The sequence below is a fragment of the Streptomyces sp. NPDC021224 genome (assembly GCF_044332905.1).
Classification (GTDB): domain Bacteria; phylum Actinomycetota; class Actinomycetes; order Streptomycetales; family Streptomycetaceae; genus Actinacidiphila.
The window spans coordinates 84,350-109,428 of record NZ_JBIRPW010000016.1; the positions used below are offsets into that span (position 1 = coordinate 84,350).

Here is a 25,079-nt window from a genome sequence, read left to right on the forward strand (position 1 = left end):
AAGGGGCGGGAGGGTGGGGGAGGGACGTCCGGGGAAGGGGCCGCGTCGGGGGCGGGGCTCACTCCTTGACGCTCCCGGCGGCCAGACCGGACTGCCAGTAGCGCTGGAGCAGCAGGAAGGCCGCCACGAGCGGCACGACGGTCAGCAGCGATCCGGTGACGACCAGGTTGAACACCGGCTGGCCGCCCGCCGTCAGGGCCTGCTGGTTCCACGAGTTCAGACCGACGGTCAGCGGGTACCAGTCCGGGTTCTTGATCATGATCAGCGGCAGGAAGTAGTTGTTCCAGGTCGCGACCATGGTGAAGAGCAGTACGGTGACGATGCCGGGGGCCAGCAGCGGCAGGCTGATGCGGAAGAAGGTGCGCAGCTCCCCGGAGCCGTCCACCCGGGCCGCCTCCAGCAGCTCGTCCGGGATCGCCTCGGCGGCGAACACCCACATCAGGTAGAGCCCGAAGGGCGAGACCAGCGACGGGACGACGACGGCCCACGGGGTGTCGGTCAGGCCCATCTTGCTGAACATCAGGAACGTCGGCACCGCGAGCGCGGCGCCGGGCACGGCGACGGCGCCGATGACCACGGCGAACACCGCCCGCCTGCCCGCGAAGTCGAACTTCGCGAGGCCGTAGCCGCCCAGCACCGCCAGGAAGGTCGCGCCGCCCGCCCCGAGCACCACGTACAGCAGCGTGTTGAGCAGCCAGCGCAGGAAGATGTGGTCGTCGTAGGTGACGGTCTGCCGGATGTTGTCCCACAGGGCGAAGTGGCCGCCGAACCACAGTCCGAAGGTGCTGAGCAGCTTGGGCTGGGTCTTGCACGCGTTGACGACGAGCCAGGCCAGCGGGACGAGCGAGTACAGCACGACGATCGACGTCAGCGCGGTCAGCAGCACGCTGCGGCGGGGCCGTCCCGGGGTGTGGCGTCGGGACGCGCGCCGTGCGCCCCGTTCAGCGGCGGTGCCGGTGCCGGTGCGGATGCGGGTGTCGGTGTCGGCGGTCATCGGGTCGGCTCCTTGCGCATGCCGCGCAGCTGGACGGCGTAGGCGACGATCATCGTGACGACTCCCATGACGATGGCGACCGTCGCCGCGTAGTTCTGCTGCCGGCCGGAGAAGGCCAGCGAGAAGGTGTAGAGGTTCGGGGTGAAGTAGGTGGTGATGGCGTTCGGCGCCAGGCCCTTGAGGATGCTGGGCTCGTTGAACAGCTGGAAGCTGCCGATCACCGAGAAGACGGTGGCGATGACGAGGGCGCCGCGGATCGCCGGGAGCTTGATCGCGGTGATGATCCGCCACTGCCCGGCGCCGTCGATCTCCGCCGCCTCGTAGAGCGAGCCGGGGACGACACGCAGCGCGGCGTAGAAGATGAGCATGTTGTAGCCGACGAACTCCCAGGTCACGATGTTGCCGATGCCGGCCAGCACCCACCCGGGCGCGAGCGGGTCGGGCAGCGAGGTGTGCAGGTGTTCGTTGATGCTCGCGACGAGACCGAACTGCTTGCCGTACATGAAGCCCCACATGAGGGTGGCGACGACGGCGGGCACCGCGTAGGGCAGGAAGACCGAGATCCGGAAGAAGGCCCGCCCGTACAGCCGGCCGCTGTCCAGCGCCAGGGCCATCAGCAGGGCGATGCCGAGCATGACCGGCACCTGGATCAGCAGGAAGAGCCCGACGCGGGACACGCCCGACCAGAACTCGTGGTCGGTGAAGGCCTGCCGGTAGTTGTCGAGGCCGACGAAGTGGTTGCCGCCGATCAACTGGTCCCGGTAGAGGCTCAGATAGACCGAATAGCCGATCGGCGCGAGGAACACCAGGGCGAAGGCCGCCAGGAACGGGGCGACGAAGCCCCAGCCCGCCAGGCCGCGCCGCCCGGCGGTCCGCCTGCCGCCGTGTCCCGCGCCGCCGCGTCCCCGGCCGGAGGCGGGACGGCCCGCCGCCGGGGGCGGCGAGATGACAGCCATGACTCACATCCATTCGTTCGGCACCCCTGCCTCTCGCCTCTCGCCCCTCGCAGGTGCCAGGCGCCGGGCGCCAGAGGTGAGGGCGGGGGAGGGCAGGGCGGAGCAGGGATGGTTGCGCAACCATCACCCGGCAACGGGCTCTGTTTACGTAAACATCTCCTCGGTGACGGCGATGTTCGCACCGCCCCTCAGGGACCGTCAAGGTGCGTGCGCGGTCGGCGATCGGAGCGTTCCCCGGGCGCCTGCCCGGCCGCGGTGCTCCTGCGGCGCGCGCATGGTTGCGCGAACACCCGCCCGTGGCCCCACCTCTGACGCACTGGCACGGCTTGACCGGATACGTCCCCCGGGGCGTGGTGGCGTTACCAGCGCCGCGGGCGTGCTCTCTTGGCGAGTTCTTGGGGCAAGGGGTGCCCCGGCCGCCACCGCAGGCCGGGGCACCGCCCGTTCACCGGCCGGCGGTGGCGGCCAGCCGGTGCAGCGCGGCGCGCGCGGGCGGTCCCCAGCTGGACTTGCCGCCGGGACGCCCGTGGTCCCCGGCGTCGCCGATGTGCAGGCACATCAGGGCGCGCAGCACCGCGTGGCCGCGGGCGCGGCGCACCGTCGCCGGGTCGGGGGAGGGGCGGTAGGCGTCGAGGAAGCGGTCGGCGGCGCCGTCCGGGAGCAGGATCCAGGCGGCGGCGAGGTCGAGGGCTGGATCTCCCGCCAGGAGGTCGCCGAAGTCGATGACGCCGCAGAAGGTGCCGTCGGCGGTCAGGACGTTGGCCGGGTGCAAGTCGCCGTGCAGCCACATCGGCGGGCCCGCCCACTCGGGGGCCGCCGCGGCGTCCTCCCAGACCGCCCGGAGCGCGTCCGGGGCGTCCACCAGGCCGAGTTCGGCCGCCGAGGAGAGCGCGTCGTCGAGGTGCCCGGCGGTGGCGGACAGCGGTCCGCCGCGGCCGCGCCCGGTGGGGGCACCCGCGGGGGCCGGGCGGTGCAGCGCGGTGAGGAAGGCGGCCAGCGCGTCGGCGGACTCCGCGGGCCGCGTCGCGGGGGCGCGGTCGGCCGGCTCGCCGGGCACCCAGGTGGTGACGATCCAGGTCCGCGGGAAGCGCGCGGAGGGCTCGCCCAGGTACTGCGGGACGGGCACCGGCAGCGGAAGCCCCGGGGCCAGGCCGGGCAGCCACGCGTGCTCGTTGCGCAGCAGCTCGTCGGCGGACCGCGTCGCCCAGGGCAGCCGTACGGCCAGGTCGTCGCCCAGCCGCCAGATCTGGTTGTCCCAGCCGCGCGCGCCCAGCGCGAGGGGGCGGTCGGCGAGTGCGGGGCACTGCTCGCGCAGCAGCTCCCGGATCAGGTCCTCGGTGATGTCCGTCTCGGTGGCCGTCATGCCGGGCAAGGCTAGTGCGGTGACCGGAGGTTCGCCGGTCCGCGGCCCCCCGCTGCCCCGTCACCCGCCGCGCCTCACGAGCCGCCCGGGCGGGGTGCTCGTAGGGCGCGGCGGACCGCAGACGTGCTCAGGCCGCGGGGTTGCGGCGTCCTCCGCGGCGGCGGGAGCTGCGGCCCGGGGTGCCCGCGCCGCCCGTGCCCTGGGTGGCCGCGCGGCCCGCGGAAGCGGCGGTGGCGGCCGGTTTGCGGGCGGATGCCGAGGCGCCGGAGGCGGAGCCGGACGCCGCGGACCGGCGGCGTCCGGGCTGGGCGCCGGTCTTCGTTCCGGGCTGCGCCCCGGACCGGGCGCCGGGCTGGCCGCCGGACCTGCCCCCTGCCTGGCCGCCGGACCTGCCGCCCGCCTGGCCGCCCGACCGTGTCGCGGGCTTGCGCGGCGGGCGGGTCCTGGTGGGGGCGGGGGGCTGCGGGACCTCGATCGTCACCGGCGTGCCGGACGGTACGCGGGCGCCGGTGATCTCGGCCAGTTCGGCGTCGCTCGACGTGAGGCGGGCGATCCGGGGGCGGATGCCGGCGTGCGAGAACAGCCGGGTGACGTCGCGCTTCTGCTCGGGCAGCACCAGCGTGACCACGCTGCCGGAACCGCCCGCGCGGGCGGTGCGGCCGCCGCGGTGCAGGTAGTCCTTGTGGTCGGTGGGCGGATCGACGTTCACCACGAGGTCGAGGTCGTCGATGTGTATGCCGCGGGCGGCGACGTTCGTCGCGACGAGCGCGGTGACCTGCCCGTTGCGGAACTGCTCCAGCGTCCGGTTGCGCTGCGGCTGGGAGCGGCCGCCGTGCAGCGCGGCCGCCCGGACGCCGACGGCGAGCAGCCGCTTGGTGAGCCGGTCGGCGGAGCGCTTGGTGTCGAGGAAGAGCAGGACCCGACCGTCGCGGGCCGCGATGTGCGCGGTGACGGTCTTCTTGTCGGTCTCGTCCTGGAGGTGGAGCACGTGATGCTCCATCGTGGTCACCGCACCGGCGGAGGGGTCCACCGAGTGCACCACGGGGTCGGTCAGGAACCGCTGCACCAGGCGGTCGATGTTGTGGTCCAGGGTGGCCGAGAAGAGCATCCGCTGGCCGTCGGGGCGCACCTGCCGGATCAGCTTGGTGATCTGCGGCAGGAAGCCCATGTCCGTCATCTGGTCGGCCTCGTCCAGCACCGTGATGCGCACGTCGCCGAGCACGCAGTCCCCGCGGTCGACGAGGTCGTTGAGCCGGCCGGGGCTCGCCACGACGACCTCGACACCGCGCCGCAGCGTCGCGGCCTGCTTGGTGATCGACAGCCCGCCGACCACGGTCGCCAGCCGCAGGTTCACCGCCGTCGCGTACGGCGTCAGCGCGTCCGTCACCTGCTGCGCGAGTTCGCGGGTGGGGACGAGTACCAGGGCCAGCGGCGCCTTGGGCTGCGCGCGCAGCCCGGCGGTCCGGGCCAGCAGGGCGAGCCCGAAGGCCAGCGTCTTGCCGGAGCCGGTGCGGCCGCGGCCCAGCAGGTCGCGGCCCGCGAGCGAGTTGGGCAGCGTCGCGGCCTGGATGGGGAAGGGTGTGCTCAGGCCCTGCGCGGTGAGGGTCGTGAGCAGGGCCGCGGGCATGTCCAGGTCGGCGAACTCCTCGACTGCCGGAAGTGCGGGGGTCGTGCTCTCCGGCACCCGGAATTCCCTGGGCGACGCGGGCGCCGACGACGCGGGCGCGGCGGCGCGGCCGTTCGGCTTCTGGGACCTGCGGGACATGCGGCTGTCTGCCTTCCTGGATACAACACAAACCGGGATCCGCACCGTGACGGTGCGGATCCCGGCGAGCTACTCCGCGTTCCTGCGATCAGGCGGGAACGATGTTCTCCGCCTGCGGGCCCTTCTGGCCCTGCGTGACGTCGAAGCTGACCCGCTGGCCCTCGTGGAGCTCACGGAAGCCCTGGCTCGCGATGTTCGAGTAGTGGGCGAAGACGTCCGGGCCGCCGCCGTCCTGCTCGATGAATCCGAAACCCTTTTCGGAGTTGAACCACTTCACGGTTCCCTGTGCCATGACTTTCTCCTTCAGTAGGCAGAGGCCCCATCCGGAGATGCCGGAAAAAACTAATGCGCCTGCAGGAAACATTTCCGTCAGGCGCACATAGGTTCATGGGTACCACAACTGCAACGCATTCATCGTAGCACGACCGGGCGCCCCGCGTCGGGCGGCCCCGTGGCCGCCGCGCCGGGCTCATCCGGAGCCGTCGGCCAGCTTCGCGGCGACCCGGTCGTGGAAGCTCCGGCGCCCCAGTGCCCGCTCGATGTCGGCGACGGCGCGGGACAGCGGGTAGGGGATCTCGGCCTCCAGTTCGGCGAGGGCCGCCTCGGTGGCCCGCCACTCGGCCGCCAGCTGCCCGACCACCCGGCGGGCCTTGTCGGTGAGCGCGACCTTCCTGGTCCGCGCGTCGTCGCCGACGACCGTCGTGACCCACCCGGCCTTCCGCATCGCGGCGACCTTCTGGCTGAGCGCGGAGTGCGTGCGCCGGACGGACTCGGCCAGCTCCGCGATGGTCATGGGCCCGCGCGCGTGCAGCCGGAGCAGCTCCATCACGTAGGCGGGCTTGAGCCCCTCGATCCGCTGGTCGGCGTAGATCCGCGCGATGTCGGCGTCGATCGTGGCCTGGAGCACGCTCAGCGGCCGCCAGAGGCTCTGCTCCGTGGGGTCGCCCGGGTCGCTGTCGGCCATGCGCGCATCCTAGCCGCCGGGCGCGCCCGGCCCTTTTCCGGCGGTTCCGCCGCCGACCGGTCGTGCGGATCGCGGCGGTCTTGCCGCCGTCCGGGCGCGCGGATAACGTGCCGGTCGTGGCGGATCCGACGGATTGCGGCGGCGCGTCCCCGTCCGGGACACCTGCGGCGGATTCCACGGGCGCGGCCGGGACGGCGGATACGGAATTACGCCGGGCGGTACGCGGGAAACTGCTGGTCGATATCGGGCCGCTGCGGGATTCGCCTGACTTCCGGCGGCTGTGGTGCGGCCAGACCGTTTCGACGACGGGGAATATGGTCACCGGCGTCGTGGTGCCCCTCCAGGTGTACGCGCTGACGCGCTCACCGGCGGCGGTCGGGCTGGTGAGCCTGGTGGAGGCGGTGCCGACGATCGCGCTGGGCCTGTTCGGCGGGGCCCTGGCGGACTCCTTCGACCGCCGCAGGCTGCTCGCCCTGACCTCGGGGCTGTCGGCGCTGGTCTCGGCCGTGTTCGCGCTCCAGGCGGCGCTGGGCGTGCGGCAACTGTGGCTGCTCCTGCTGCTCGCGGGTGTCCAGGCGAGCCTGTTCGCGCTCAGCACGCCCGTTTCGCGCACGTTCATGCCGCTGCTGCTGCCGCCGGAGCGGTACACCGAGGGCGCGGCCCTGCAGCAGATGTCCTTCCAGGCGAGCGTGGTCGCCGGTCCGCTGCTCGCCGGGGTGCTGATCGCCTCGGCGGGCGCGGCGACGGCCTATGCGCTGGACGCGGTGAGCTTCGTCCTCGTGGTCCGTTCGGCGCTGCGGCTGCCGCCGATGCCCGCCCGGCGGAAGGCGGACGCCCCGGGGCTGGCGTCGGTGACCGAGGGTCTGCGGTTCGTGCGCGACCACGCCGCCCTGCGGTCGGTCCTGCTGCTGGACGTCAACAACACGGTGTTCGGGATGCCGTTCGCCCTCTTCCCCGCCTTCGCGCAGGGGCAGTTGCACGGCGGCCCGCGGACCGCCGGTCTGCTCTACGCGGCGCCCGCGGCGGGCGGGGTGCTCGCGGCCGCGGCGTCGGGGGCCCTGCCGGGCGTGCGCCGGCAGGGGCGGGCGCTGCTCGCGGCCGGCTGCTGCTGGGGGCTGGCGGTCGCCGGGTTCGGGCTCGCGCGGTCGGTGTGGCTGGCGGTGCCGCTGCTGGCCGTCGCGGGCGCGGCGGACATGGTCGGGGGTGTCTTCCGGTCGGCGATCCTCCAGACCCGCACCCCGGACGCCCTGCGCGGCCGGGTGAACGCGGTCGGCTTCGTGACCGGCGAGGCCGGACCGCGGCTGGGCAACGCCGAGGCGGGCGCGGTGGGCTCCCTCGTCTCACCTGCGTTCAGCGCCGTCAGCGGGGGAGCCGCCTGCCTCGCGGGCCTCGTCCTCGCCGCGGCCAGGACTCCCGCGCTGCTGCGGTACGAGCCCGGCCCGCACCCCGTGCCGCCCGCCCCGGCGGCGGGCGCCGTCTGATCCGGCGCGGGTGTCCGCACGGATCAGGCGTCGGGCTCCGCGGTGAGGCGCTGCAGCAGGGTCAGCAGGGTGGCGCGGTCGGCGGCGGGGAGCGGGGCGAAGCAGGCGGTGAGGACCTCGTCGGCGACGGTGTGCCCGGCGGCCAGGACCTCCTGGCCCGCGGGGGTGAGGTGATGGGCGATGCGGCGGCCGCGGCCGGGGCGGCGTTCGACGAGGTCCTGGGCGGTCAGCCGGGTGGCGAGGGTGCCGAAGGCCTGCTCGGTCTGGAAGGTCGCCGCCGCGAGCTCGCGGGCCGAGGCGCCGGGAGAGCGGCTGATCGCGCGCAGGGCGTCCCACTGGGCGAGGGTCGTGCCGACGGCCGCGAGGGCGGCGTCGAGAGACCGGTGCTGGCGGTACTGGGCCTGCTTGACCGCCCTGCCGAGTTCTTGCAGCTCACCATGCATGGAGCAAGCCTAGAGCATGACTAAGCTGGCTTATATAAAGATGTTTAGTTACAGTGCGGTCATGCGAACCACGACCCGAACCCTGTACCCCGACCTGCCCCTGACCGTCTCCGAGGCCGGCAGCGGCAGGCCCGTGCTGGTCCTGCACGGGGGCGGCGGCCCCGCGACGACCGCCGGGCTCGCCGAGCACCTCTCGCGCGGCGCGCACGTCCTCATGCCCGTCCACCCCGGATGGGACGGCACCCCGCGGCCCGAGCGGCTCACCGGCGTGGACGACCTCGCCGTCGCCCACCTGCGCCACCTGAGCGACCGCGGGCTGAGCGACGTGCTCGTCGTCGGCTCCTCGCTCGGCGGGTGGGTGGCCGCCGAGATGGCCCTGCGCGACACCGCGGGCCGCATCAGCGGCCTCGTCCTCGTCGATGCCGTGGGCGTGGCCGTCGACGGCGAGCCGATCACCGATGTCTTCGCCCTCGACGCCCGCGGCCTCGCCGAGCACTCCTGGCACGACGCCGACCGCCACTACGCCGACCCGGCCACCCTGCCCGCCGCCGAGCGCGCCCGGCGGCAGGCCAACGCGGCCACCATGCGCGTCCTCGCGGGCGACCCCTATATGCACGACCCCGGCCTGGCGGCCCGCCTCGGCGGCGTCCGCGTCCCCACCGCGGTGCTGTGGGGCGAGAGCGACCGCGTCGTCACCCCGGCCTACGGCAAGGCCTACGCCGCCGCCTTCCCCGACGCGCGGTTCGAGGTGATTCCCGCGGCGGGCCACCTCCCGCACATCGAGCGTCCCGAGGCCACCTTCGCGCTGGTCGACGCCCACCTGCGGCGCACCGCCACACCGCCCGCCGCCGGGTGAGCGGCGGCCCCGCGCCCGGCTCAGCCGCCGCTTCCCCCGTCCAGGCCGGAGGCCGGACGCGGCAGCGGGGTGATCAGGCGCTGGACGCGCTCGGCCATCAGGCGTTCGGAGTGGCGGACGGCGGCGGTGGCGCCCAGCAGGGCGTCCAGCCGGGTCATCAGGGCGTCGGCGTCCTGGTAGCCCTGGTCGTGCAGGGTGCGGTAGCGGGCGGGGGAGAAGTCGAGCGGGCCGCTCACCCCGCCGAGCGGGCCGCGGGGGACCAGCGGGCGGGCGGGGCGGATCTGGAGGAGGGTGAGGCCCTTGTGCTCGTCGGCGCGGACGGTTTCGCCCGGCGCGAGGTGCACGACGATCACGACGTCGCAGTGGTCGATGTCGGCCAGGGCGCGGATCGGGGTGTTGTCGCCGCCGAGGAAGCCGTCGCGGTAGTAGCCGCTGCCCGCGCTGCGCGGCGGGAAGAGCAGCGGCAGGGCGGCGCTGCCCAGCACCGTGTCCACCACCTCCTGGTCGGAGAGCGTGTTGAGCTCCACCATGCGTGAGCGCAGGCCCTGGTAGCGGCGCAGTACCTGGGCGGCGGCCTGCGCGGCGCGCAGCCGGAAGAAGATCAGCGGGATCGGCGCCTCCACCGGATAGACCGCGACCCGGCACGGGATGCCGGTGCGCAGCGCGCGGGTGTCCACCGACGTGCGGACCAGGTGTTCGAGGTCACCGCGCCGCGCCAGCATGCGCAGCAGCCGCGCGGCCAGGTTGCCGAACTGGACGGTGAACTCCTCGTCCGTGCCGTCCGCCGGTCCGAACGGCCCCGCGCCGAAGCGCCCGGTGAACCACTCCCAGGCCGCGCCGAGCCGGTCGGCGCCCGCGGCCAGGCCGGGGGAGGAGGCCAGCACCGCCGCGTTGAGGGCGCCGATGCTCGTCCCCGCCACCGCGGTCAGCTGCACCCCGGCCTCCGCGAGCCGGCGCACCGCCCCGACCTGGTACGCGCCCTTGGCCGCGCCGCCCGCCAGCACCAGCCCCACCCGGTGCTCCGGTGGCGGCGCGAGCGGCAGCGGCTGCGGGCCCTCGCGCCGGGCGGCGACGGGCGGGACCGGGCGCGCGGCGAGCGCCTCGGCCCGCGCGACGAGCGAGGGGACCTCGTCCGGGCCCTTCGCGGGTGTGGCACCGCCCATCACGCGCTCCCTTCCGCGGCCGGAGCAGCGACCGGAGCAGCGACCGGAGCCGCGACGGGCGCCGTTTCCGGAGCCGCGAGGGACGCCGGGACGGGCACCGCCGCCGCGTCCGGCGCCGGAGCCGCCGCCGGGAGAGCGCCGCGTCCGCCCGGCGCGAGCCCGCGGCCGATCCGCCCGCGGGCCGCGCGCGCCGCGTCGGCCTGCTCCTCCACCGCCCAGCGCACGAACTCCTGGGCGGTCATCGCCCCGGGCCTGGTCAGGCACTCCGCGAAGGTGTCCTGGCGGGCCTGGTGGATGAGGTGCTTCTCCTGCTCCTCCGGCCGCAGCACCGCGAGTTCCAGGGTGCGGGCGGTCACCAGGGCGAGCGGGCCGTGCGGCGGTCGCAGCCCCACGGGCAGCCCGGCGCCGAGCAGTTCTGCGACCATCAGCCGCTCGTCGGCGCCCGGCAGCCCGGCGAGCACGTGCGAGAGCAGGGCCGCCAGCGGCAGCCGCTCGCGCCACCCCAGGTCGTCCCGCAGCTGCCGGTACCCGCTGTCGGCGAGCAGTTCGTCGGTCAGCCGCTCGCGCCACTCCCGGTCGCCGGTGGCCGCCTCGTGCTCGCCCGGCTTGCCCGCGGCGAGCTGCCGGGCGAGCAGCAGCGCCTGGACCGGCCAGGGCAGCGTGCGGTAAGCGCCGTAGGTGCGCCACTTGCGCATCAGCGCGTCCACCGTGTCCCGGGAGTTCTGCCACAGCTCGGCGTGGACCTGCCGCCGCTCCAGTTCCAGCAGGGCGGCGGCATGGGCGTCCAGGAGTGCCGCGTGGGTGTCGAGGCGCAGCTCGACGGAGTCCAGCCGACGGGTGGTGATGTCCATGAACGAGGCCACCACCGAGGCCAGTTCGGAGACCTCGCCGAGGCTCTGCCGGGCGAGCCGGCCGCTGTCCTCGGTCTCCCGGGCCAGCTCGTCCAGCCGACTCGACACCAGCGCGACGTTGAGGTTGGTGAAGGACAGGTGCTCGCCCAGGTCCCGGACCAGGTCCACGGTGAGGCGCTGGGCGCGGGCCAGCGCCTGCGCCCCCTGCACCTCGCGCTTGCGGTCCGCGCCCGTGCCCTTGGACCACAGGCGCCGGAAGAAGCCCTCCGCGGCCCGGTGGTCGGCCAGGTGGCCGGCGGTCTCGGTGCTGTTGACGATCTCCACGAGGGCGCGGTCGGCGACGAGCGGGATCCGCTCGGCGAGCACCCGCAGGTCCAGGACGCTCATGCCGGGTCCTCCCCGGTGCCGCCGGGCGCCGCCGAGGCCCGCCCCGCAGTCGGAGCGGCGCGTTCGGTGAGCACGGTCGGCTTGGTCATCCGCTGGTCGCCCAGCCGGTAGGCGGGCAGCACCACATAGGCGGCGGGCCGCCCGTAGCCGCACTCCGGCGAGTAGAGGATCGCGGTCGCGGACGTGACGACCGGCTCCGGGCGCGAGAAGTCGAAGACGGGGCGGAACTTCAGCTGGCTGGCCTCGCGGTGCAGCCCGGCGGCCCGGGAGGCCAGGTCGGCCAGTTCGGCCCGCGCCCGTGCGCCGTCCGTGCCCGCGGGCACCAGCAGGCTCTCCAGCGCGGCCCGGTCGACGTCCTCCCGCGCGGTCAGCAGTTCCGCTGCCGCGCGCTGCACCGCCGCCTCGTCGCGGACCCGGGCCCAGTGCGCGGCCTCCGACTGGTCCGCGGGGTCCCAGCCGCGGTCCGCGGCGTGTGCGGCGGCGTTCTCCACCAGCCGGACCAGCCCCCGGTCGCTCAGCAGCTTCTGCCAGTTCGCGCCCAGCTCGCGGTGCGGGGCCTGCTGGTCGTTCTGCAGCCGGGTCACGGCCCCCTGCATGAGCCTCAGCTGCTCGTGCTGCCCGGCGCGTACACGGTCCGCGGCGTCCAGCCGCCCGGTGAGGCGTGCCGTGGTCTTCTCCAGCGCGGCGACCGACGTACGGAGCGCCCGCAGCTGCTCCTCGGCACGATGGGGCCCGCCGGTCAGCAGCCAGCGGAACATGAACAGCAGTCTGCGCAGCACCTCGTCCACTTCCTTGTCCGTGAGGTCCCTGAGTTCCGCCGGGTCGAACAGACCCAGCAGTTCCGTCAGATGGCGTCCCGCAGGCGTGCCCCCGTGGCGCGCCTGCCGGGCTCCCGGCCCGTTCCCGCCGTGGTCGTGCATGTCGTGGGCCTCCTTCCGTGCGTGCTGTCCCGGCGCCGGGCGGTCCGCGCGCCGGGGTCGTGGGCTTGGGGGATGTCCGGCGCCGGTACGGCCCGGCGGCGCGCGCGCCCGTACGGCTCAGCGCATCCGGGCGAAGGCGATGACGCCCTTGGTCACCGCGCCGGTCCGGTCGTCGCGCATCTCGACCCTGATCTGGGTGTCGCCGAAGTACAGGCGGAGGGTGAAGTGGTCGGTGTTGCCCTTGCGCCGGTGGTGGCGCGGGACGGGCACGGTGATGGTCCCGACCGGCTCGCAGCCGGTCTCGTCGGTGTAGCGGGGGCCGGTGTCCCTGGTCCGGTAGAAGGCGAGCGCCAGTTCCGTGGACCTGCGGTTGACCGGGCCGAGGTCGGACACCTCCACGTGTTCGCCGGTCTCGACCGTCTGCCCCCGGACGACGGCGACCTCGAAACGGCGGGCGCACAGCGTCCTGCTGCCGATCGTGACGCGCCGGGCGGGGCCGTCCCGCTCCTCCCACGGCTGGTACAGCGACACCCCGTAGGTGAAACGCGCCTGGTGCGAGGCGATCATGCCCGGGTCGTAGGCGTAGTGCACGGCGCCCTCCAGCACGGCGCGGTCGTGGTGGACGGGGCGCAGGACGCGGATGCGGTGGCCGAACCGCCGGTGGATGTGCTCGCGCAGATAGCCGCTGCCGGAGAAGCCGCCGACCAGCAGCAGGTACTCCTGCGGTGCGCCGCCCGCGTCGGCGACCCTGGGCGGGGTCCGGCCCATGGCCGTGAGCTGCTCGTCGATCTGCGCCAGGATCGGGTCGATCAGCCCCTGGTAGACCCGCTGCACCTCGGCCGCGGTGAACTCCAGCCGGTAGCGGCGCCCGGACGCCGCCGCGAGCCGGTTGCGGTGGTCCTCGTCCAGCAGCTCCCACACCGCGCCGGGCACCTCCACCCACAGGTAGCCGGACTCCGCGAGGCGCAGCTCGCCGGTCTCCTCGTCGGACTCCGTCACCAGGTCGTCGGCCTTGTGGCTCTCCCACTGGTCGAGCATCCGCTGGAGTTCGTCGGGATGGCTGGTCGCCAGCCGCGCGACCAGGTCCGCGCCGAGCCGGTCGGCCAGCAGCCCGGTGCGGAAGGCGTGGTCGAGGAACTCGGAGCCGAGCCGCCCGCCGCACACGGCGCCGATCTCGGCCAGCAGGATCGTCCCGTCCTTGAGGGACTCGTAGGCGGTGATGTCGACGGTCCCGCCGCCGCAGTCGACGACCATGAAGCGCGTGCCGGCCTTCGTGAGGGGCACCCGGTCGGTCTGCCCGGTCCCGTCGATGACCAGCCCCAGGGAGAGGAAGGCGGTGACGGCGGCGGCCTCCGGCTCGTAGGTCAGCAGCAGCCGTTCCTCGTCGTCAGGGAAGCCCGCGGCGACGGCCGCCTCCCGCATCAGCTGCTTGTCGTCCTCGTCCCAGACGGCGGGGACGGTCAGGCACCAGCGCACCTCGCCGGGGAGGAACCCGGAGGCTGCGAGGGTCTCCTCGGCGGAGGCCCGCACCTTGGCCAGGCACCCGGTCACCAGGCTGCGCACCGCCGCTGTGCCGCGGATGTCGGCGGTGCCCTGTGCGCGGGCGACGCCCATCTCGCCGGTGTCGGCGCGCAGCGCCATCTTGTAGCCGGTGGCGTACCCCCAGCCGTCCGTCGTCCCGGTCTCCAGCAGCTGCAGCCACCGGGCCCGCGCGGCATAACCCCACTCCACCACCGCGCCGTCCGCGCCGGTGAGTACCGCGGAGAGGTTCTTCGCCTGGGTGATCTCGTACTTTCCCATCGGCTTGTACGACGACCGGATGATGGTGCGCTCGGCCGCGACGTCGTTGAGCGGTTCGATCACCGACCAGGCGAATCCCGTGCCGTGGGTGCCGAAGTCGACGGCGGCGGCGACCCTGACGGTGCCGGTCGCGGGTGTGGTGTTCATGGCGTGCTCCCCTGTGCGCGGGCGCGCGGCGGCGCGGGCCGCCGGCGCTCCTGGTGTGCGCGGTGAAGCCAGTCTGTGCCGGTTCACGCCGTCTTCCCGGTGTTGCGGTGTTGCCTGACGCGCGGGCGCGCTACGCTCGCCGACCGTGCCCAGGCTGACCTGTTTCGCACCGGCCACCGACGGCGGCCAGGATCTGCTGGACCGTCACATAGCCCCGCTCGCCGCACGGTTGTGTGCCGAACTGCGCGTCGTACGGCCGCCCGCCGACCGGCGCGAGGGGACGCGCGCGGAGTTCGGCCGCACCGACGTCACGATCTGGGACGCCTCCCTGGAGGACGAGCGCGGCGTCTACGACGCGATGACCATGTGGACGAAGCTGCGCCGCAAGAACGTGATCGTCAGCCGCACCCCGCTGCCGCGCAACGTGCTCACGTGGCACCAGTTCGCGCCCGTGCACGGCAGCACCTTCGACAACGACGCGATCGGCGCGTGGCTCGCCCGCCACCTCGCCGAACGGTTCGGCGACCGGTCCGCGCAGCCCCGGCCGGACGGCCCGCCGCCCGCGGGGCACTACTGGATGTACGACCGGCCCGCCGCGCACTTCCTGAGCTTCCGCGGCACCCACCAGCGCGAGGCCGAGGAGTGGCGCGAGGCCTTCGAACGGGACCGCGGCACGACCGTGCGGATGGTCCCGCCGTGCGAGTTCTCCTACCCCACCGAGGTCGTCACGCGGGCCCAGATGTGGGAGGGCGTCGCCCGGCTCCAGCGCGAGATCGAGGCCACCTCGCGCATCCTGGTCTACCTCACCGGCGACTACGCCGACTCCTTCTGGTGCGTGGGCGAGCTGATGTGCGCCGCGTACATGCTGCTGCACACCGGCGGGCACCGGCTCGGCCGGCTCCCCAGGATCGAGGACGCGCAGGTCGTGCTGCCCGGCGTGCCCGGCACGACACCCCTGACGTCCGCGGCGGCCCGCGGGCTGCTCCGGCTGCCGGACCACGAGCAGGTACAGCGGCTCACCGTGCTGCTGACCAACTGCGACCCGGTCTCCTCCGCGCCCGAGAGCCGCATCCCGCCGACCGGCCCGGCCCGCCCGCTCTCCCGGCTGCTGCGGCGCTGGGGCTTCTACGACCCGGAGGTGGTGCAGGAGCACTTCTGGTCCTGGGTGCGGGTGCCCTGCCCGCGCTGCGCCCCGCGCGGCCGGGCGCCCGGCGAGCTGGACTGGGACGCGTTCCTGCGCGCCCCCGAGCAGTCCGGGGGCGGGGTCGACGCCTTCGGCTACTTCGACGCCCCGCAGGACGGCCTGGCCACGGGCCGCGTCCGCTGCCCCGGCTGCGGCCGCGACTGCCGGCTCGTCAACCGCCGGGGCGTGCGCACGCTGTGGATGCCGCTGCTCACCACGGAGGCGGACCGGGACCGCCCGGTGGTGGTCCGCATCCCGGTGTGGGAGGTGGTGGCGGACCGGTGAGCGCCGCGCCCCACCGGCTCAGCGCGGCGCCGGAACCCAGGGGAGGGCCAGGCGGTCGCCGTCACGGCGCGGGACGACGTGCAGGTGGAGGTGGAAGACCGTCTGCGTGGCCTCGGCGCCGCAGCTCGTGATGATGTTGCACGCCGGGAAGCGCCCCGCCAGCCGTGCCGCGTGCCGCATCGCCGCGGCGGCCACCTCCGGGTCGGCCGCCGCGTCCCGCACATGGCGGCGCGGTACGACCAGGACGTGCCCCTCCGTCACCGGACCCCGCGGCGTCAGCGCCACCGCGTCCGGCCACCGCTCCACCACGGCGGGATGGCCGGGCGTGTCCAGCAGCTCGCAGAACGGGCACCCGCCCGTCGTGCCCCCGGCCCCGTCACGCGCTCCCTGGGTCATCGCCGCCCTCACCGCAGTCGCCGTCCCTGCGGCCATTGTCACCGACACCGCCGCAGGGCACGCCGCCCGCGAGGCGCGGTGCCCCGCGGCACCCGAGACCGACGGCCGCAGCCCGAGCAGCCCCGTTGGCCCGAGGCCGGCCAGGCCGGCCTCCCGGACGCTTCACCGGATCGCGCCGTGGCGGCCGCCGTCAGGTGCGGACGAGCGGGACGGCCACCAGGTGCTCGGCGAGGGTCCAGACCTGGCGTTCGCCGGTGCGGATCACCTGGGAGACCAGCAGGTCCTGGGTGTGGACGACGGTTCCGAACTCCTGGATCCGGTGGCTCTTTCGGGGCGGCCGGGGCTGGTCGGCCATGTGGCTCCCTCGTCTCGGGGACGGCTGTGGGTGGTGCGGACCGCATGCGTGGTCCCCCGTCCGCCGGGCGGGGGACCACGCGGGCTGTCAGGCGGCGTGCAGCGCGGAGCGCAGGGTCTGCACGGCGAGGGAGATGGCGGCCTCGGCCGACCGGGTCGACCGCAGGGTGTCGAGCATGACGAAGTCGTGGACGATGCCCTGGAACCTGACCGCGGTCACCGGCACGCCCGCCTCGCGCAGTTTGGCGGCGTAGGCCTCGCCCTCGTCCCGCAGCACATCCGCCTCTCCGGTGATCAGAAGCGCCGGAGGCAGGCCGGTGAGCTGTTCGACGGTGGCCCGCAGCGGCGACGCGGTGATCTGGGCCCGCTCGCTCTCGTCGGTCGTGTACTGGTCCCAGAACCAGAACATGCCGTCGCGACGCAGGAAGTAACCGGTTGCGAACTCGTGGTAGGAAGGCGTGTCGAACGACGCGTCGGTCACCGGGTAGAAGAGCACCTGCTGCGCGAGCGCGACCCCGCCGCGTTCCTTGGCCATCAAGGTGAGCGCAGCGGTCATGTTCCCGCCGACCGAGTCGCCGGCCACGGCCATCCGGGATCCGTCGAGATCCTTCGCGGCGCCGTCCGTGACGACCCAGCGGGCGACGGTCCAGTTCTGCTCGATGGCGACCGGGTAGCGCACCTCGGGCGAGCGGGAGTACTCGGGGAAGACCACGGCGGCTCCGGCTCCGACGGCCAGCTCGCGCACCAGCCGGTCGTGTGTGTGCGCGTCGCCGAACACCCAGCCGGCGCCGTGGATGTAGAGGATCACGGGCAGCACACCGACCGCACCTTCCGGGCGGACGATACGCACCGGCACGCTGCCGGTCGGGCCGCCGTCGACGGTGATCCACTCCTCGTCCACAGCCGGCTTGTCGGTCGGGCCGGACTGCACGTCGTCCACCGCACTGCGGCCGTCTTCCGGCGACATCTGGAACAGGTACGGCGGATTCGCGGTCGCCTCGACGAAGGCTTGTGCCTCCGGCTCCAGTACGGGACCGGTGGTGGCGGAGGTGGTGATGTCGGACATGGTTCGTTCCTTCGATATGTGATCTGACAGCTGTCGGCAGGACGTGGCCGGTCCGCGACGAGGCGCGGTCGGCGAGGGCGGTGTCGAGCACGGTGTCCGGGACCCGCCCGGCCCGGTGGGCCGTCTCGATCCGCGTGCGTCCACCTCGGACTCGCACCGTCTGTCTCCTCAGCCCCCGACTCCTGCACGACGATCATCGGGAAGGCGGCCGCAAAGGGCATCCGTCGAATGACCAGTCGTCCGTGGTCACGCCGCTGGCCTGGCAGAATGGCCGTACCGAAGCTGAGAAGAACGAAGAGGAACCACGTGCTCCCCCCTGCCGAATCCGCCGCTCCCCGCGAGATCGTCGGAAGGGACGGCGAGCTTGCCCGTCTGTCCCGGCTGACGGAGGGCGTGGACGGCGAGGGCACCAAGGTCCTCGTCCTGACCGGCGCGCCCGGCGCGGGGAAGAGCACGCTGGTCGACTGGGCGGTGTCACGGGCCGAAAGCCGTGGGTTCCGGACGCTGAGCGCGCGCGGCAGCCAGGGCGAGTCCGAGCTGGGCCTGGCGGGGGCGCACCAGCTGCTGCGCCCGCTGCTGTCCGGCGTGGACGCCCTGCCCCGGCGGCAGCGCGGCGCGCTGCGGGCCGCCTTCGGTCTTGGGGCCGCGTCCGAGGACACGGCTCCCGACCCACTCGCTTTCGGCCTCGGGGTCCTTACGCTGCTGTCCGACGCCGCCGCACGGCAGCCGTTGCTCCTGGTGGTGGACGACGCCCAGTGGCTTGACGTGGACACCCTCGACCTGCTCGGCTTCCTCGCCCGCCGCCTCGGCGGCGAGCCCCTGGTCCTGCTGCTCGCCGCGCGTGAGGAGTCGGTTCCCGCACGCTTCGAGCAGGAATTCCCGCACCTGCACGCGGGCCCGCTCGAACGCGGCGTGGCCGCCCGCCTGCTCGACATGCAGCCCGCACCGCCGCAGGGACGGGTCCGTGCCCAGATCCTGGAGAACGCCGCCGGCAACCCGCTGGCGCTGATCGAGCTGAGCCGCGCTCATGCCGAGGGCCGGGCCGGCGACGGGGCGGCGGTGACGCTGCCGCTCACCCGCCGCCTGGAACGCCTCTTCGCTGCGGACCTGCCCGGCCTTTCGGCCGACACCCGGCGGATGCTGCTGCTCGTGGCGGCCTCCGGTGCCACCCGGCTCTCCGACGTCCTGCGCGCCGCCGCCGGCCTCGACGGGTTGACGGCACTGCTGCCGGCAGAAAGGACCGGCCTGGTGCGGATAGCCGACGGGCAGGTGGTGCCCCGCCACCCCCTCGTGCTCTCCGCCGTCTACGGGGCGGCCGGCTTCGCGGAGCGCCGGGCCGCGCACCTGGCCCTGGCCGACGCCCTGGCCGGCGAGCCCGACCGGAGGGCCTGGCACCTGTCTGCCGCGGCGGTGGAGCCGGACGGAGAAGTGGCCGACGCGCTCGCCGCAACCGCCGAGCGATCCCGCGGCCGCGGCGGCCACGCCGCCGCGGCCGCGGCCCTGGAGCGAGCAGCGGCGCTGAGCCCCGATCCGCAGGAACGCGCGCGACGGTTGCTGGCCGCGGCGAGGTCCGCGATGTACGCCGGGCACCCGCAGTGGGTCAGCGAACTCACCGCCCGCGTCGCCGACGTCGCCGAGGACGCCCGGGTACGGGCCGAGGCGTCGCTGTGGCGTGGCTGGGCACTCGGTGTGACGCTCGCACACGACGAGGCCGTCGCGGTCATCCTTCCGGTGGCCCAGGCCATGGCCGCGTCCGCGCCCGCTCTCGCCATGAGCGCACTGAGCACCGCGGCGACCTCAGCCTACAACTCGGGCGACATCGTCCATCGGGACCGTTTCGACCGTGTCAGAGCCCTCGCCGACGAGGACCGGAGCCCTGTGGAAGCGGCGTGGAGCCACGCCGCGCTCCACCCGCTCACCGAGTACGGTCAGGCCCTGCCACGGTTGCGGCGCGCGCAGGAGGCGCTGGCCGGTCTCACCACTGAGTCCATCGGCGAACTCTCCGCCGTCGGTGCCACGGCGTGGGTGCTCGACGAGACGGAACTGTCGGTACAGCTGTTGAGTGAGGCGATGGACCGGCTGCGCGGCAAGGGATCCGCCGGCACCAACGCGACGGTCGCGCAGGCCCTGGCTCTCGCCCACTTCGACTCCGGAGCCTGGACCGCCGCGCAGACCGCGGCCGAAGAGGCGCTGTGGATGGCGAAGGAAGCCGGCGCCGCTCACGCCGCCGCCGGATCGATGCTGCTGCAGGCCACCGTCCTCGCGCTCCGCGGCCACCACGAGGCCGGCGCCGTGCTCGCCCGCCAGGCCGTCCACGAGGTGGACCTGCGCAAGTCCCGCCGACTGCACATACGCCACCGGTACGCACTGGCGCTCGCCGCCACCGTGTCCGGCGACCACGACCGTGCCTACGGGCAGCTGCGGGGCATGTTCACCGCGGACCGTCGACCGCTCCCGGTCCATTACCACTCCTCCGTCCACCATCTGGGGGACCTGGCCGCAGCAGCGGTCCGCGCGGGCCGCACCGACGACGCCCGCTCGGTCCTGGACTCCGCAGGGCAGTTCCTCGGGTCCGAGCTGTCCCCCCGCGTCCACGCCGTCCTGCACCGGGCCACCGCGCTGCTCAGCACCCCCGACGACGCCGAGCAGCACTTCGACGTCGCGGTAAGCGATCCGGCCGCGGCCCGCTGGCCCTTCGAGCTTGCCCTCAGCCGCCTGGACCTCGGCGAATGGCTGCGCCGCAGGCGCCGCGTGGCCGAAGCCCGGCCGCAGCTGAGAGCGGCACTGGACACCTTCTTGAGCCTCGGCGCACTGCCGTGGGCCGAACGTGCCACGGCGGAGCTGCGCGCCGCAGGTGAGGCCGCCGCCCCTCCGAGCGTGATCCCCCCGGCGGACCTCACACCCCAGGAGCTCCAGATCGCGGAACTGGCGGCACAGGGCCAGACCAACCGCGACATCGCCGCCCAGCTCTACCTCTCTCCCCGCACCGTCGGCTACCACCTCCACAAGATCTTCCCCAAGCTCCACATCACGTCCCGGGCGCAACTGCGCGACGCTCTCTCCTGAACCCTGGCGGATCCGCCTCCCCGGCAGGCGCCACGGCATCGGGCACCGACGAGCCGCTCACCACGGCCCGGATGCACAGCCTCGCCCTCGCCCGGGTAGGACGGCGTGCCGTAGGGCAGCCCCGTGCCCGAGGTGGTTCGGAGGTCATCCACGGGTCAACCCCGGCCGCCGTCCCGGCCGGGCAGGGCGCGGATCGCGCGGACCAGGTCGGTGGCCGGGCGGTGTTGCGGGGCGCGCTCCAACGCCACGGCGAGCAGGCGCAGTTCGCCGCGCGCCGTCGCGGAGTGCGTGGCGGACGCGGCCCGCATCGCGCGGCGGCCCAGCTCCACCGCCTCCTGCACCTCGCCGCCCTCCGCCAGCGCCCGTGCGGCCCTCGCTCCGAAGAGAGCGCGGATCCGGCGGCCCTCCACGCGGTGGGCCGGGCCCAGCGCGGTGTGCAGCAGCTCGGCGGCAAGGCGCGGGCGGCCGAGGTCCGTCCAGCACCAGCCCGTCACGAGCTGCCCGGGGTCGCCGATCGCGGCGGACCCGATGAGCAGTGCGTCGGGCCGCTCGTCCGGCTGCGCGGACCACAGCTCGCGGGCCTGCTCCAGCGCCCGCATGGCGGCGACGACCTCGCCGCGCATGGCGTGGCCCTGGGCGGCGCGCTGGGCGGCGAAGGCGCGGACCCGTACGCCGTACTCGCGGGAGTGCCGCACCCGTTCGCACAGCTCGACCACGGTGGCCGCGCTGCCCGCGTACATCGCCAGCTCCGCCTGCCGGACCCTGCTGTAGGCGCGCAGGTCGTGGAACCGGCCCAGGGACGCGAGGCGGCCGGCCTCCGCGGTCCAGCGGGCCGCCTCCGCGGGGCGGCCGCTCTCCTGGGCCATCCAGCCGGCGAACTCCGCGGTGTGCGCGGCCAGGCGCAGCAGCGTGCGGTCGGGGGTCCGCCCGGCGAGGGCGATCTCCCGCAGCGAGCGGGCCTGTTCGGCGACGCCGGGCAGGACGACGTGCGCGGGCACCTGCCGTCCCAGCACCCGCAGGTGCCAGACCGCCGCGCCGAACGCGGCGGCGACGGCGGCGGAGTCGCGCGGGTCCGGCACCCAGGGGACGGGTCCCGCCGGGCCGTCCGCCGACCCGTCCGGAGGGTCGCCCGGCGCGTCCTGCGTGTGCCGCGCGCCGTCGCCGGTCAGCAGCGCGAGCAGCCGCCCGCGGGCGTCCACCGCGCGGTCCAGCAGCCGGGCGACACCGTGGCCGGGCTGCCGCTGGCCGTGCTCGATCCGGCTGAGGTGCGCGGGGCTGCACTGCGCCTCGCGGGCGAGCGTGCGCAGGGACATGCCGGCCGCTTCACGCAGCCGGTGCAGTTCCCTCCCGAACTCCGTCCCCGGCGCCGCCCCTTGCGCCGGATCCTGCTCCGTTTCCTGTTCCGCCTCGTGCTCTGTGCGGCCGTGGCCGGCCGTGCGCTGCACCACCTGCCCGCTTCCCCCCGGGTCGGTACCGCGACGGTGTGAGATATCGTCAGATTACCCTCTTCATGACCACCCTCGGGGGCACTTCGGACGATCGGATTCCGCCACCGGAGGTGCGTTCCGCCGGGCCGTGCCCATGGCGCCGCCGCCGTGGTATTACCGACGGGTAGCCGGTCGTCCGGGCCGGCCCCGCCCATCCAGGAGGCCGCGGTGTCCGTCCGCTCCGCCCGTCTGCTCGCCGGCCTGCTCGCCGGGGCCGGGGTCACGCATCTCGCCGTGCCGAAGCCGTACGACGCGATCGTCCCGCGGTCGCTGCCAGGGCGCCCGCGGGACTGGACGAACGCGAGCGCCGCCGCCGAACTCGCCCTCGCCGCCGCCCTGCTGGCCCCGGCGACCCGGCGCCCCGCGGCGCTGCTCACCGCGGGCCTGTTCGTCGCCGTCTTCCCGGCCAACGTGAAGATGGCCTACGACTGGCGGCGCCGCCACCCCGCCCTCAGAGCGGTGGCCTACGCCCGGCTGCCCGTCCAGCTCCCGCTGGTGCTCTGGGCGTTGAAGGTCGCCCGGGACGAGGCGGCGGGGGTGGGCTGAGCGCGCGTCCGCGCCCTGCGCGGGGTCAGGCCGCGGCCTCCGCCTCCGCCAGATACCCCGCCACCGGACCCAGGGTGAGCATGCCGCTCGCGGCCCCGGCGTCCTCCGTCCGGGCGTCGCGCAGGGCCCGTGCGGCGCGGGCCGCCGTGCCGGGTTCGCCGAGGCGTACCGCGGCGCGGGCGGTCAGGCACCACAGTGCCTCCTGCACGTGGTCGCGCGGCGGTTCGGGCAGCGCGGTGAGCGCGGTACGCGCCTGGTCCGCGCGGTCCTGCGCGAGCAGCACCAGCGGCCGCGCCCACGGCAGGTACGGGCCCCAGTCCAGACGCGGGTCGGTGGGCGCCGGGCGGTCGTGCAGCAGCCGCAGGCCCAGCAGGGCGAGCGCGAACAGGCCGCGGTGCAGCCCCGGCATCCCCGCGGTCCGCAGAGCGGCCTCGGCCTCGCGGTAGCGGGACGCCGCCTCGGCGGCGGACGGCCCGCCCCTCCCGGCGCTGCGCGCGGCCGCGGCGCGGGCCCGGAACCAGCCCGTGAGGACGGGCACGAGCGGCGCCTCCGTGACGGCGGCGAGCCGTTCGGCGGCCTCGGCGTGCCCGGCGGCGGCGTCCAGGTCGCCGAGCGCCGAGGCGGACTGCAGCCGGACGAGCCGCCCGAGCACCGCGAAGCCCGGCAGGTCGTGGCCGCCCGCCAGGGCGAGGATCTCCGCGCCGATCCCGTCCCGCGGCCCGGCGAGGCCGGGGCGGGTGAAGGACTGCAGGAAGGTCCCGTTGAGCGCGAAGGCCAGCAGGGCGGGGTCGTCCGCCTCCCGGGCCAGGGCCTCGGCCCGCCGCGCCGCCCGCCCGGCCCGCCCCCGCTCCGCGGCGGAGAGGCCCGCGCTGCGGCTCTCGACCGCGACCGTGGCGAGCAGGCGGGCGCGCACGGGCGCGGGGGCAGCGGAGCCGAGCGCGGCGAGCGTGCGCTCGGCGGCCGCGACCACCGCGCGCGACTGGGCCGGGTCGTCGGCGCGGCTCCACAGCGCGGGCACGTCGTAGGCGCCGATGACCCGCGCGGTCAGCCCGGGGTCCCCGGTACGCTCCGCCGCGCGGATCGCGGCGAGCCGGTCGCGCCGCGAGGCCACCAGCGCCTCGCCGCCCGCGAACGCGAGCGTACGGGCGAGGTCCACGGTGGTGCGCGGCCCGAGCCGTACCCCCGGGGCCGCCCACCCGGCGGGCGCGTCCGCACCGAGGATCTCCGCCTCCACCCGCCGCAGCGCCGGGCCGGGGTCGAGCCCGAGCCGGTCGGCGAGCATCTCCCGGGCCCGCCGCAGGGTGGCCAGCGCGTCGGCCTGCCGCCCCGCACGGTGCAGCGCTCGGGCGAGCAGCCCCCACGCGGGCTCCCGCCACGGATGCGCGGCGACATGCGCCCCCAGCTCGGCGACGAGCGCGGCCACACCCGATCCGGCGCCGTACGCCTCGCCCTCGGCGCTGGGGCTGCCCTGCGGCCCTGCCATGTCCGGGGCGTCGCGCAGGCCTTCGCGCGGGTCGGCGGCGTCGGCGTCCTCGGACCCGGTCCCGGCGGTGCGACAGGCCCGGTCCGGTGCGCCAGTTCCGGTCCCGCTCCGGGCGCCCTGCGCTCCGTCCGCGTGCCCGGTCGTGGTGTTCGTGCCGTCGGCGGCCCCCGTTCGGGCCCGGTCCGGGTCGGCCTGGTGCGGGCGTCGGTTGGGTGCGGCGGGCGGCTCATTCCGTTCGCTGGCTGTGGTGTTCGTGCCGTCGGCGGCCCCGGTCCCGTGCGGGGCGATGTGACGGGCTCGGTCCGGGTCGGCCTGGTGCGGGTGTCGGTTGGGTGCGGCGGGCGTCTCATCCCGGTCCCCGGTGTCCGTGCCGTCGGCGGCCCCGGTCCCGTGCCCGGCGGGGTCACGGCCCACGTCCTCCGTGCCCCGCGGCGGGTGTCGCTGCGCCGCGGTCGTCGCGGCCTCCCGCGAGGCGGGTGCGCCGTCGGGGCCGGGGACGTCCCGCGTCTCGGTACTGCTCGCAGGCCAGGTGCTCGGTTCCGCTCCGGGGCCCGGTGGTGTGTCGAGGAGGATGCGGGCGCGCAGTTCCACGGCCTCCAGGCGGAGTTCCTCCAGGCGGGTGCGTTCGCGGTCGGCCCAGGGGGAGGCGGGGACGTCGGCGTAGGCGGGGCCGCGCCAGGTGGCGAGGGCGGTGGTGAGGGCGGCTGCCGCGTCCGGGGCGGCGGGGTCGCGGCGGGCGGCGGTCAGGGCGTCCTCGAAGCGCTGGGCGTCGACGTCGGCGCGGGGGAGGCGCAGCGCGTAGCCGGGGCCTTCCGTGACGAGCAGGCGCGGGGGGTGGCGGGGCGGGCGGTCGGGTTCGAGGGCTCGGCGCAGTGCGGCGACGAACGTGCGCAGGGCGCCGACCGCGCGGGCGGGCGGGTCCGGCCAGAGGTCGCCGACGAGGGTGTCCGTGCCGACCATCCGCCCCTCGGCGGCGACGAGCCGGGCGAGCACCTCCCGGTGGCGGGGCCCGCCCAGCGCGACAGGGCTGCCGTCGTCGTTGCGGGCCCGAACGGTGCCGAGGACGTCGATGCGCATACCCCCATCCTCCGTGCCCGCGGCCCGCCGCGCCGCACCGTGCTGA

At 75.2% G+C, this 25,079-nt stretch carries 20 protein-coding genes and 1 pseudogene; 5 read left to right on the forward strand and 16 right to left on the reverse strand.

Features of this window, described 5'->3' with window-relative positions; all coding sequences use genetic code 11:
- Positions 1 to 58: 58 nt before the first annotated feature.
- The 6 genes from ACH4PY_RS29840 to ACH4PY_RS29865 all read right to left on the reverse strand — a co-directional run bounded on the left by ACH4PY_RS29840 (position 59) and on the right by ACH4PY_RS29865 (position 6,042).
- Complete coding sequence (locus ACH4PY_RS29840; protein ID WP_398189715.1) at positions 59 to 994, reverse strand: carbohydrate ABC transporter permease; 936 nt, start codon at positions 992 to 994, stop codon at positions 59 to 61.
- Entirely contained in the window at positions 991 to 1,950 is a 960-nt protein-coding gene (locus tag ACH4PY_RS29845) for a carbohydrate ABC transporter permease (RefSeq protein ID WP_398189718.1), read from the reverse strand. The genes ACH4PY_RS29840 and ACH4PY_RS29845 overlap by 4 nt, the downstream gene beginning before the upstream one ends.
- Positions 1,951 to 2,395: 445 nt before the next feature.
- Entirely contained in the window at positions 2,396 to 3,313 is a 918-nt protein-coding gene (locus ACH4PY_RS29850; protein WP_398189720.1) for an aminoglycoside phosphotransferase family protein, read from the reverse strand.
- A gap of 127 nt (positions 3,314 to 3,440) precedes the next feature.
- Positions 3,441 to 5,078 carry a DEAD/DEAH box helicase gene (locus ACH4PY_RS29855; RefSeq protein ID WP_398189723.1) on the reverse strand — a complete coding sequence of 546 codons (1,638 nt, stop codon included), beginning with the start codon at positions 5,076 to 5,078 and terminating at the stop codon, positions 3,441 to 3,443.
- Positions 5,079 to 5,166: 88 nt separating this feature from the next.
- The gene (locus ACH4PY_RS29860; protein ID WP_031512004.1) at positions 5,167 to 5,370 is read right to left on the reverse strand and encodes a cold-shock protein; all 204 of its coding nucleotides are present in this window, start codon (positions 5,368 to 5,370) and stop codon (positions 5,167 to 5,169) included.
- Between the two features lie 177 nt (positions 5,371 to 5,547).
- Entirely contained in the window at positions 5,548 to 6,042 is a 495-nt protein-coding gene (locus ACH4PY_RS29865) for a MarR family winged helix-turn-helix transcriptional regulator (RefSeq protein ID WP_398189727.1), read from the reverse strand.
- A gap of 116 nt (positions 6,043 to 6,158) precedes the next feature.
- Between ACH4PY_RS29865 and ACH4PY_RS29870 the strand changes: the two genes are divergently transcribed.
- Entirely contained in the window at positions 6,159 to 7,523 is a 1,365-nt protein-coding gene (locus ACH4PY_RS29870) for an MFS transporter (RefSeq protein WP_398189730.1), read from the forward strand.
- A 23-nt stretch (positions 7,524 to 7,546) separates the two neighbouring features.
- Here ACH4PY_RS29870 and ACH4PY_RS29875 read toward each other — a convergent pair whose 3' ends face one another.
- Positions 7,547 to 7,966, reverse strand: coding sequence for a MarR family winged helix-turn-helix transcriptional regulator (locus ACH4PY_RS29875; RefSeq protein WP_398189733.1), 420 nt, complete (start codon positions 7,964 to 7,966; stop codon positions 7,547 to 7,549).
- A gap of 61 nt (positions 7,967 to 8,027) precedes the next feature.
- On the opposite strand from ACH4PY_RS29875, the gene ACH4PY_RS29880 reads away from it, so the two are divergent.
- Positions 8,028 to 8,822 (forward strand): alpha/beta fold hydrolase, encoded by a 795-nt coding sequence (locus ACH4PY_RS29880; RefSeq protein ID WP_398189736.1) that lies wholly within the window; start codon positions 8,028 to 8,030, stop codon positions 8,820 to 8,822.
- A gap of 20 nt (positions 8,823 to 8,842) precedes the next feature.
- Here ACH4PY_RS29880 and ACH4PY_RS29885 read toward each other — a convergent pair whose 3' ends face one another.
- From ACH4PY_RS29885 to ACH4PY_RS29900, 4 genes are all read right to left on the reverse strand, one after another.
- Positions 8,843 to 9,985, reverse strand: coding sequence for a patatin-like phospholipase family protein (locus tag ACH4PY_RS29885; protein WP_398189739.1), 1,143 nt, complete (start codon positions 9,983 to 9,985; stop codon positions 8,843 to 8,845).
- Positions 9,985 to 11,223: a hypothetical protein gene (locus ACH4PY_RS29890; RefSeq protein ID WP_398189742.1), complete on the reverse strand. Its 1,239-nt coding sequence runs from the start codon at positions 11,221 to 11,223 to the stop codon at positions 9,985 to 9,987. Before ACH4PY_RS29890 ends, ACH4PY_RS29885 begins: the two co-directional genes overlap by 1 nt.
- Positions 11,220 to 12,143, reverse strand: a complete 924-nt coding sequence (locus ACH4PY_RS29895; RefSeq protein WP_398189745.1) for a hypothetical protein — start codon at positions 12,141 to 12,143, stop codon at positions 11,220 to 11,222. The genes ACH4PY_RS29890 and ACH4PY_RS29895 overlap by 4 nt, the downstream gene beginning before the upstream one ends.
- Positions 12,144 to 12,260: 117 nt before the next feature.
- Positions 12,261 to 14,090, reverse strand: coding sequence for an Hsp70 family protein (locus ACH4PY_RS29900; RefSeq protein ID WP_398189748.1), 1,830 nt, complete (start codon positions 14,088 to 14,090; stop codon positions 12,261 to 12,263).
- A 145-nt stretch (positions 14,091 to 14,235) separates the two neighbouring features.
- On the opposite strand from ACH4PY_RS29900, the gene ACH4PY_RS29905 reads away from it, so the two are divergent.
- Positions 14,236 to 15,558 carry a hypothetical protein gene (locus tag ACH4PY_RS29905; protein WP_398189751.1) on the forward strand — a complete coding sequence of 441 codons (1,323 nt, stop codon included), beginning with the start codon at positions 14,236 to 14,238 and terminating at the stop codon, positions 15,556 to 15,558.
- A gap of 18 nt (positions 15,559 to 15,576) precedes the next feature.
- Here the strand turns inward: ACH4PY_RS29905 and ACH4PY_RS29910 are convergent, their stop codons facing one another.
- From ACH4PY_RS29910 to ACH4PY_RS29920, 3 genes and pseudogenes are all read right to left on the reverse strand, one after another.
- Positions 15,577 to 15,954 (reverse strand): HIT family protein, encoded by a 378-nt coding sequence (locus ACH4PY_RS29910; RefSeq protein WP_398189754.1) that lies wholly within the window; start codon positions 15,952 to 15,954, stop codon positions 15,577 to 15,579.
- 190 nt (positions 15,955 to 16,144) lie between these two features.
- A pseudogene (locus ACH4PY_RS29915) lies at positions 16,145 to 16,243 on the reverse strand (DNA starvation/stationary phase protection protein); the annotation flags it as partial.
- A 153-nt stretch (positions 16,244 to 16,396) separates the two neighbouring features.
- Complete coding sequence (locus tag ACH4PY_RS29920; protein ID WP_398189756.1) at positions 16,397 to 17,374, reverse strand: alpha/beta hydrolase; 978 nt, start codon at positions 17,372 to 17,374, stop codon at positions 16,397 to 16,399.
- Positions 17,375 to 17,680: 306 nt separating this feature from the next.
- Between ACH4PY_RS29920 and ACH4PY_RS29925 the strand changes: the two genes are divergently transcribed.
- Positions 17,681 to 20,440 carry an AAA family ATPase gene (locus tag ACH4PY_RS29925; protein WP_398189759.1) on the forward strand — a complete coding sequence of 920 codons (2,760 nt, stop codon included), beginning with the start codon at positions 17,681 to 17,683 and terminating at the stop codon, positions 20,438 to 20,440.
- Between the two features lie 155 nt (positions 20,441 to 20,595).
- On the opposite strand, the gene ACH4PY_RS29930 is transcribed toward ACH4PY_RS29925, so the two are convergent.
- Complete coding sequence (locus ACH4PY_RS29930) at positions 20,596 to 21,888, reverse strand: helix-turn-helix domain-containing protein (protein WP_398189761.1); 1,293 nt, start codon at positions 21,886 to 21,888, stop codon at positions 20,596 to 20,598.
- Positions 21,889 to 22,095: 207 nt separating this feature from the next.
- Here ACH4PY_RS29930 and ACH4PY_RS29935 point away from each other — a divergent pair, with 207 nt between their 5' ends.
- Positions 22,096 to 22,473 (forward strand): hypothetical protein, encoded by a 378-nt coding sequence (locus ACH4PY_RS29935; RefSeq protein WP_398189764.1) that lies wholly within the window; start codon positions 22,096 to 22,098, stop codon positions 22,471 to 22,473.
- A gap of 25 nt (positions 22,474 to 22,498) precedes the next feature.
- Here ACH4PY_RS29935 and ACH4PY_RS29940 read toward each other — a convergent pair whose 3' ends face one another.
- Positions 22,499 to 25,033: a BTAD domain-containing putative transcriptional regulator gene (locus ACH4PY_RS29940; protein WP_398189767.1), complete on the reverse strand. Its 2,535-nt coding sequence runs from the start codon at positions 25,031 to 25,033 to the stop codon at positions 22,499 to 22,501.
- Positions 25,034 to 25,079 lie beyond the last annotated feature (46 nt).